Origin of the sequence: Salinicola sp. MH3R3-1 (genome assembly GCF_001937155.1) — a bacterium.
Taxonomy (GTDB): Bacteria; Pseudomonadota; Gammaproteobacteria; order Pseudomonadales; family Halomonadaceae; genus Salinicola; species Salinicola halophyticus.
Genome location: NZ_MSDP01000025.1, coordinates 118,829 through 125,327, shown reverse-complemented (window position 1 = coordinate 125,327; position 6,499 = coordinate 118,829). Strand labels below are relative to the sequence as shown.

The following is a 6,499-nucleotide window of genomic DNA, read 5'->3' as shown; positions in this document are numbered from 1 at the left end:
CCCTGCCTAGGGCGCGGTGCCCGCAACGACGGGTTCGAAGCGGACCGTTCGAGACGAATGGCGTCAATTGAACCGCGCGAAATCAACCGTACGAACGAATCGTGCCGATCGGAAGCCTTGGCGATGTGGAAATGGGTCATTGTGGTATTGGTTGTCATGCTGGGGCTGATGCAGTATCGGCTGTGGTTCGGCGAGGGCGGTATTCGGGAATTCAACGACATCCAGGCGCGCGCCGACGCTCTCGAAGGTGATACCGACACGCTTCAGGCCCGCAATGACCGGCTCGCAGCCGAGGTCGTCGATCTCAAGAACGGTCTCGATGCCATCGAGGAGCGGGCACGCAGTGACATCGGCATGGTTCGCCAGGACGAACAGTTCTTCTGGGTGCCCGGTGTTGCTGATCCCAAGGATGGCCCGGCCGCCAGTACGGGGGTAGTGCAGCGATGACCCTGTGGTTGATCGTACCCGCCGCCGGCCGCGGCCAGCGCATGCAGGCCGACCGGCCCAAACAGTATCTCTCGTTGCAGGGCAGAAGCGTGCTGGCACGCACGCTCGAGCGCCTGCATCAGGCCTTCCCCGACGCCGTCCTGCGGCTCTGCCTCGATCCCGACGACGACCGTTTCGACCCCCGGGATGTGCCCTTCGAGGATTGGCTGCGTGTCGGTGGTGGCGATGAGCGCGCCGACACGGTAGCCCGGGCGTTGGCGACACTGGAGGAACAGGCGGCTGCAGATGACTGGGTGCTGGTGCACGATGCGGCACGACCCTGCGTCAGGATCGAAGATCTGCAGGCCCTGCGCGCTGCGCTCGAGGACGAGGCGATCGGCGCACTGCTGGCGACACCGGCCGCCGACACCATGAAGCGTGCGGACGAGCGTGGCCGCGTCAGCCATACCGAGCCCCGTGAAGGTCTCTGGCACGCGCTGACGCCTCAGGTTTTCCGCTTCGATCTGCTGCGCCAGGCACTCGATGCGGCGTTGGCTACCGGCATGGCAGTGACCGACGAAGCCTCGGCGATCGAGGCCATGGGGCTTTCGCCTCGGCTGGTGGCGGGCAGTCGCGACAATCTCAAGATTACTCATCCCGAGGATCTTGCCATGGCGGCACGGATTCTCGCGGTCCAGACAGAATCAGCGTCGGAACTGGCGGCAGAATCGGCGTCGACCGCTACCGATCAAGGAGTCGAAGCATGAGTTTCAGAATCGGTCACGGTTTCGATGTCCACCGTTTCGGCGAGGGCGATCATCTGATGATCGGCGGCGTCCGGCTGCCGTTCGAGCATGGCTTCGTCGCGCATTCCGACGGCGACGTGCTGTTGCACGCGGTCAGTGACGCGCTGCTGGGCGCCTGCGCACTGGGCGACATCGGCCGTCATTTCCCGGATACCGATCCGGCCTGGAAAGGGGCGGACAGCCGGGCGCTGCTGCGCCACGTCGTGGGACTGGTGAACGATGCCGGCTATCGGATCGGCAATCTCGATGCCACGTTGATGGCGCAGGCGCCGCGCATGGCCGAGTCGATTCCGCACATGCGCGAGACGATCGCCGCCGATATCGGTGTCGAGCTGGGCGCGGTCAACGTCAAGGCGACGACGACCGAACGGCTCGGCTTTACCGGACGCGGCGAAGGCATTGCCGCCGAGGCGGTCGTATTACTTATCAGCGGCGGCGGTTGAATGAGTGAGCGCGAGCCTCCATCAAACGAGCCGATACCGCCATCGACGGAATACTGGCCTCCGAACTGGCACCATGCCGCGGGCCTGCCGGCTGCTGCCGGGGAGTACCGTCAACGCGCGGAGGACTTCCTGGTCGAGGAGCAGTTCGATTTCGCGCCGGAAGGGCAGGGCGAACACTGGTGGCTGTGGCTGGAAAAACGTGGATTGACCACGCCGGATCTGGCGCGGCTGCTCGCGCGGGCGGTCGACATTCCGGTGCGGGATGTGGGGTATAGCGGCCTCAAGGACCGCAATGCGGTGACGCGACAATGGTTCTCGCTGGCCTTGCCCGGTCGCGAGCCGCCGGCCGACTGGGATGCCGGGCTGGCCGAGCGCGGCGTGACCTGCCTGGAAGCGGTGCGTCATCCGCGCAAACTGAAACGTGGCGTCCACCGGGCCAACCGCTTCCATTTGAGGATCAGCGGCGAGGCGGCCGTGTCAGGCGCCACGCGTGAACGCTGGGATCGGTTGGTGAGCGGCGGCGTGCCCAATTATTTCGGCCCCCAGCGCTTCGGCCCCGAGGGCCGCAACCTGCATCGCGCCCGGCAACTGCTGGCTCGCGGCTGGCGCAAGCGCCAGGATCCCCAAGGGCTACTGCTTTCTACCGCGCGCAGCTATCTTTTCAATGCGGTGTTGTCGGCTCGTGTCGCCGATGGCACCTGGTGCGTTCCGCAGCCCGGCGATGTGCTGAATCTGGAAGGCACAGCCAGCCGTTTCGCGAGCGCGACAGTCGATCAGGACCTATTGGCCAGGGCCGAGGCCGGCGATCTACATCCCACCGGGCCGCTTTGGGGCGATGGGCGCCTGGATAGCACCGCCCAGGTCGCCGAGCGAGAAACGGCGATCGCGACGGATTTTGCCGAGCTGAGCAAGGGGCTGGTGCAAGCCGGCGTGCGCCACGACAGACGGCCGTTGCGGCTGCGTCTCAAGGACGCTGACTGGACCCCGCAGGGCGATTCGGTGTGGCTCTCATTTACCCTGCCGCGAGGGGCGTTTGCTACCTCGGTGCTGCGGGAGCTGTTTCGGCATTCGACGTTGATCTGATGGCAGGACTGTTGTTCAAGGCTGTCGTCCAGGACTGTTGTTCAGGACTGGGGTTCAGAGCTGTCGTTCAGGACTTTCATCCGAAGCTGTCGATTCGGGGCAGTCGTCTGGTTCGGGACAAGCCGCATTGACGATCAATCAGGAGGATAGGAGATGCGCAGACTGTTGTTGTCCAATGACGACGGTGTTCATGCCCCGGGGTTGAGAGCGTTAGCTCAAGCTCTTGAAGGCCACACCCGACTGCGGGTAGTGGCACCGGATCGCGACATGAGCGGCGCCAGCAACTCGCTGACGCTGACGCGGCCATTGGCGTTGACGTCGCTCGACGACGGTTTCTACAGCGTCGACGGCACGCCGGCGGACTGCGTCTATCTCGGCGTCAACGGCGTATGGGAAGAGAAGCCCGACCTCGTGATCTCCGGCATCAATCACGGCGGCAACCTGGGTGACGACGTGCTCTATTCCGGCACGGTGGCGGCAGCCATGGAAGGGCGCAATCTGGGCATGGCGGCAATCGCGATTTCCCTTTGCGGTCAACGCCACTTCGACACTGCCGGTCGCGTCGCGGCCAGCCTGGTGGGCGCGGCGGAAAACCTGTCGCTGCCGCCGCGCAGTCTGCTCAACGTCAACGTGCCGGATCTTCCCTGGAGCGAAATTCGCGGATTCCGGGTGACTCGCCTGGGGTATCGCGGTCCGGCTTCGCAGCCGATCCACGTCAAGGATCCGCGCGGGCGCGACCGCTACTGGATCGCCGCGGTTTCGGAAAATGCCGACGATGGTCCGGATACCGATTTCGCGGCCATCGAGGCCGGTTTCGTCTCGATCACGCCGCTGCATACCGATCTGACCCGTCACGAGACGCTGAACGATGTACAGGGCTGGCTGGATGGACTGTCACACGTCTGAGGAATTGAACGGCGTCGGCATGACGTCGCAACGAACGCGCAATCGCATGGTCGAACGTCTGGCGGCTGGGGGGATTCGTCATGCCCGGGTGCTGGAGGTGCTGGCAGCGGAACCGCGGCACCTGTTTCTGGACGAGGCGCTGGCGCACCGTGCCTACGAAGACACTTCGTTGCCGCTGGGACTGGGGCAGACGCTGTCTCAACCCTGGATCGTGGCCCGAATGAGCGAGCTGGTGGCGCTGGCCGAGCCGCAGCGGGTGCTGGAGATCGGCACCGGATCTGGCTACCAGACGCTGATTCTGTCGCGTCTGGTGAAGAGCGTCTGGAGCGTCGAACGCATTGCGGCGTTGCAGTCCCGGGCCCGCCAACGTCTCGTTCGACTCGGCGCGCACAACGTCAACCTGCGCCATGCTGATGGCGCCATGGGCTGGCCCCAGGCAGCGCCGTTCGATGTCATCCTGTTGACGGCCTGCGCCAGTGAGCTGCCACCGCCGCTGCTGACTCAGCTGCGCGACGGCGGCGTACTGATCGCGCCGCTGGCGGATAGCGAGGGCCGCCAGTGGCTGACCCGAGTTCGCCGGCGCGGGCCGGTATTCGATCATCAGCGTCTCGAAGAGGTGCGTTTCGTACCATTGCTTGAGGGAGTCATCCGTTGAAGCGCATTGCGTCGACTGTATTGAAAGGCATGGGCATGGGTGCGGCGGATGCCGTGCCAGGGGTCTCGGGCGGCACCATCGCCTTGATCGTGGGTATCTATGAGGAGTTGATCGAGACCATCAAACGTTTCGGGCCGGGCGCTTTCGGCGTCTGGCGTCAACAGGGCTTCGCCGGATTGGTCAATCATCTCAATCTGCGTTTTCTGATTCCACTGGTGCTGGGAATCGTCATCAGTCTGGTGACGGTCGCGCATCTGGTGACCTGGTTGATGGCGCATCATGAGCTCTTGCTCAACGCGTTCTTCTTCGGACTGGTGTTGGCCTCGGCCTGGGTGGTTGTGCGCCAGGTGGGCCACTGGCGCTGGCGCTATCTGCTACCGGTGCTGCTGGGGCTGCTGGTGGCGGCATTCCTGCCGCATCTGTTGCCCGACATGAGCCAGGCAGGTAGCGCGACCTTGTTCGTGGCCGGGGCCATCGCGATCAGCGCGATGCTGCTGCCGGGGGTGTCGGGCAGCTTCCTGCTGCTGGTCATGGGGCTCTACGGCACCGTGATGAACGGTATCAAGAGCTTCGATCTCGGACTGATCGCGATCTTCGGTGCGGGCTGTTTACTGGGCCTTTTCACCTTTTCCCGGCTCCTGTCGTGGCTGTTGCGTCGTTATCACGCGATCACCCTGATGGCGATCGTCGGTTTTATTCTGGGTTCGCTGCCTCAACTATGGCCTTGGCGCCAGATCGCCAGTTACCGGATGGCCGGCGATGGCCAACAGATAGCCTTGGCCTACCAGTATCTGGCGCCGTCGGAATACGCCGCGATTACCGGGCAACCCTCTCAGTGGATCGTGGCGACGGCGTTGATCGTCTTCGGCGTCGTGGTGGTAATGTGTCTGGGAGAGCGCAAGGAGGCCGCGACATGAGGCGTCTCGTTAATCACTCTCGATTTTTTCGTGGGCACTCTCGGCTTTTCGTGACGAAAAAGGAATTTTTCTATGAGTAAGCGTCGTACTGCACTGTTACTGGGGCTCCTCCCCGTCGTCGTCATCGGGCTCAATGCCTGCACGACATCGAGCGGCCGGCCTCAGGTGCAGGATCTTTCCGTCAGCCGCAACAGCGAGACGAATTCGACCTATACGGTCAAAGGCGGAGACACCATTTACGGGATCGCCTGGCAAAATCGAGTGGATTTCCGCGATCTGGCCCAGCTCAACGGCATTTCGCCCCCTTATCGTCTGGAACCGGGGCAACAGTTGAAGCTGAAATCAGGTGCCAGTGTCAGCAATGCGCAGACGGTGGCCAGCAGTGGCGGCGTGACCGCAACCGGGCTCGATGCCTCGGGTTCGACGCAATCCGCAGCGGCGGAGGGCGACAATCCCTCCTGGCTGTTGCCATCGGATGGCGAGACGCCCAGCTCGGGTGGGACGTCGAGTAGCGGTCAGGCAACGAATGTCGCATCGTCTTCGGCGCCGACTGGTTCCGACAGCGGTGGCCAAGGAGATTCCCAAGGCCAATCTCGAACTGTCGCTCAAAATGGGTCCCAAAACGCCTCTCAGCAAGGTTCGTCGGCGGCGAGCGCGGGCGGCAATGCCGGCGCTTCTCAGAGTGGTCGATCACAGCAATCTTCTGCCGCTGTGCCGGCTGACACCGGTTCGTCATCTTCTTCTGCTTCCATCAATCGGGGAAGTACGAAAACGGCTGCCGGCAACGACGCAGGCACGGAGGTGGCAGGCGAGCCCAGCGGAGCACCGGACCGTTCCGACAGAACTTACAAACCGGTCGAGAACGTGCCGTGGCAGTGGCCGACGAGTGGGCAGGTGGTGGGTAAGTTCGATGGCGATTCGAACATAACCCCCGGCATTGATATTGCCGGGCAAAAGGGGCAACCTGTCAAAGCGGCTGGGCCAGGGATTGTGGTGTATGCCGGCGACGGTGTGCGGGGATATGGCAACCTCATCATCCTCAAGCACAATGATCGCTTCTTGAGCGCCTACGCGCACAACGACTCGTTGAAGGTTAAGGAAAACGATGTTGTCGAGACCGGAGAGACGATAGCCACCATGGGCCAGACGGATGCTGACCAGGTCGAGCTACATTTCGAGGTTCGCGTGAACGGACAACCTCAGGACCCACTCAAATACCTGCCTGCGCGCTGATCACGACATCGGCGCCATGGATGGCTGGCG

Annotated in this window: 8 protein-coding genes; all 8 read left to right on the top strand. The window is 63.4% G+C overall.

All coding sequences use genetic code 11. The features are described 5' to 3' along the window. A partial coding sequence (ftsB, locus tag BTW08_RS15115; protein WP_246837766.1) for a cell division protein FtsB occupies positions 1–447 on the top strand: 447 nt, incomplete at its 5' end. Further along, on the top strand, positions 444–1,193 hold the full coding sequence (gene ispD, locus BTW08_RS15110; protein ID WP_075563348.1) for a 2-C-methyl-D-erythritol 4-phosphate cytidylyltransferase: 750 nt from the start codon (positions 444–446) through the stop codon (positions 1,191–1,193). The genes ftsB and ispD, both read left to right, overlap by 4 nt. Next, on the top strand, positions 1,190–1,675 hold the full coding sequence (gene ispF / locus BTW08_RS15105; protein WP_075563347.1) for a 2-C-methyl-D-erythritol 2,4-cyclodiphosphate synthase: 486 nt from the start codon (positions 1,190–1,192) through the stop codon (positions 1,673–1,675). Before ispD ends, ispF begins: the two co-directional genes overlap by 4 nt. After that, entirely contained in the window at positions 1,676–2,758 is a 1,083-nt protein-coding gene (locus BTW08_RS15100) for a tRNA pseudouridine(13) synthase TruD (RefSeq protein ID WP_083627911.1), read from the top strand. 153 nt (positions 2,759–2,911) lie between these two features. After that, the gene (gene surE, locus BTW08_RS15095; RefSeq protein WP_075563346.1) at positions 2,912–3,664 is read left to right on the top strand and encodes a 5'/3'-nucleotidase SurE; all 753 of its coding nucleotides are present in this window, start codon (positions 2,912–2,914) and stop codon (positions 3,662–3,664) included. 19 nt (positions 3,665–3,683) lie between these two features. Further along, positions 3,684–4,319 (top strand): protein-L-isoaspartate(D-aspartate) O-methyltransferase, encoded by a 636-nt coding sequence (locus BTW08_RS15090; RefSeq protein WP_246837765.1) that lies wholly within the window; start codon positions 3,684–3,686, stop codon positions 4,317–4,319. Next, the gene (locus tag BTW08_RS15085; RefSeq protein ID WP_075563344.1) at positions 4,316–5,236 is read left to right on the top strand and encodes a DUF368 domain-containing protein; all 921 of its coding nucleotides are present in this window, start codon (positions 4,316–4,318) and stop codon (positions 5,234–5,236) included. The genes BTW08_RS15090 and BTW08_RS15085 overlap by 4 nt, the downstream gene beginning before the upstream one ends. A 72-nt stretch (positions 5,237–5,308) precedes the next feature. Beyond that, entirely contained in the window at positions 5,309–6,469 is a 1,161-nt protein-coding gene (locus BTW08_RS15080; RefSeq protein WP_075563343.1) for a peptidoglycan DD-metalloendopeptidase family protein, read from the top strand. Positions 6,470–6,499 lie beyond the last annotated feature (30 nt).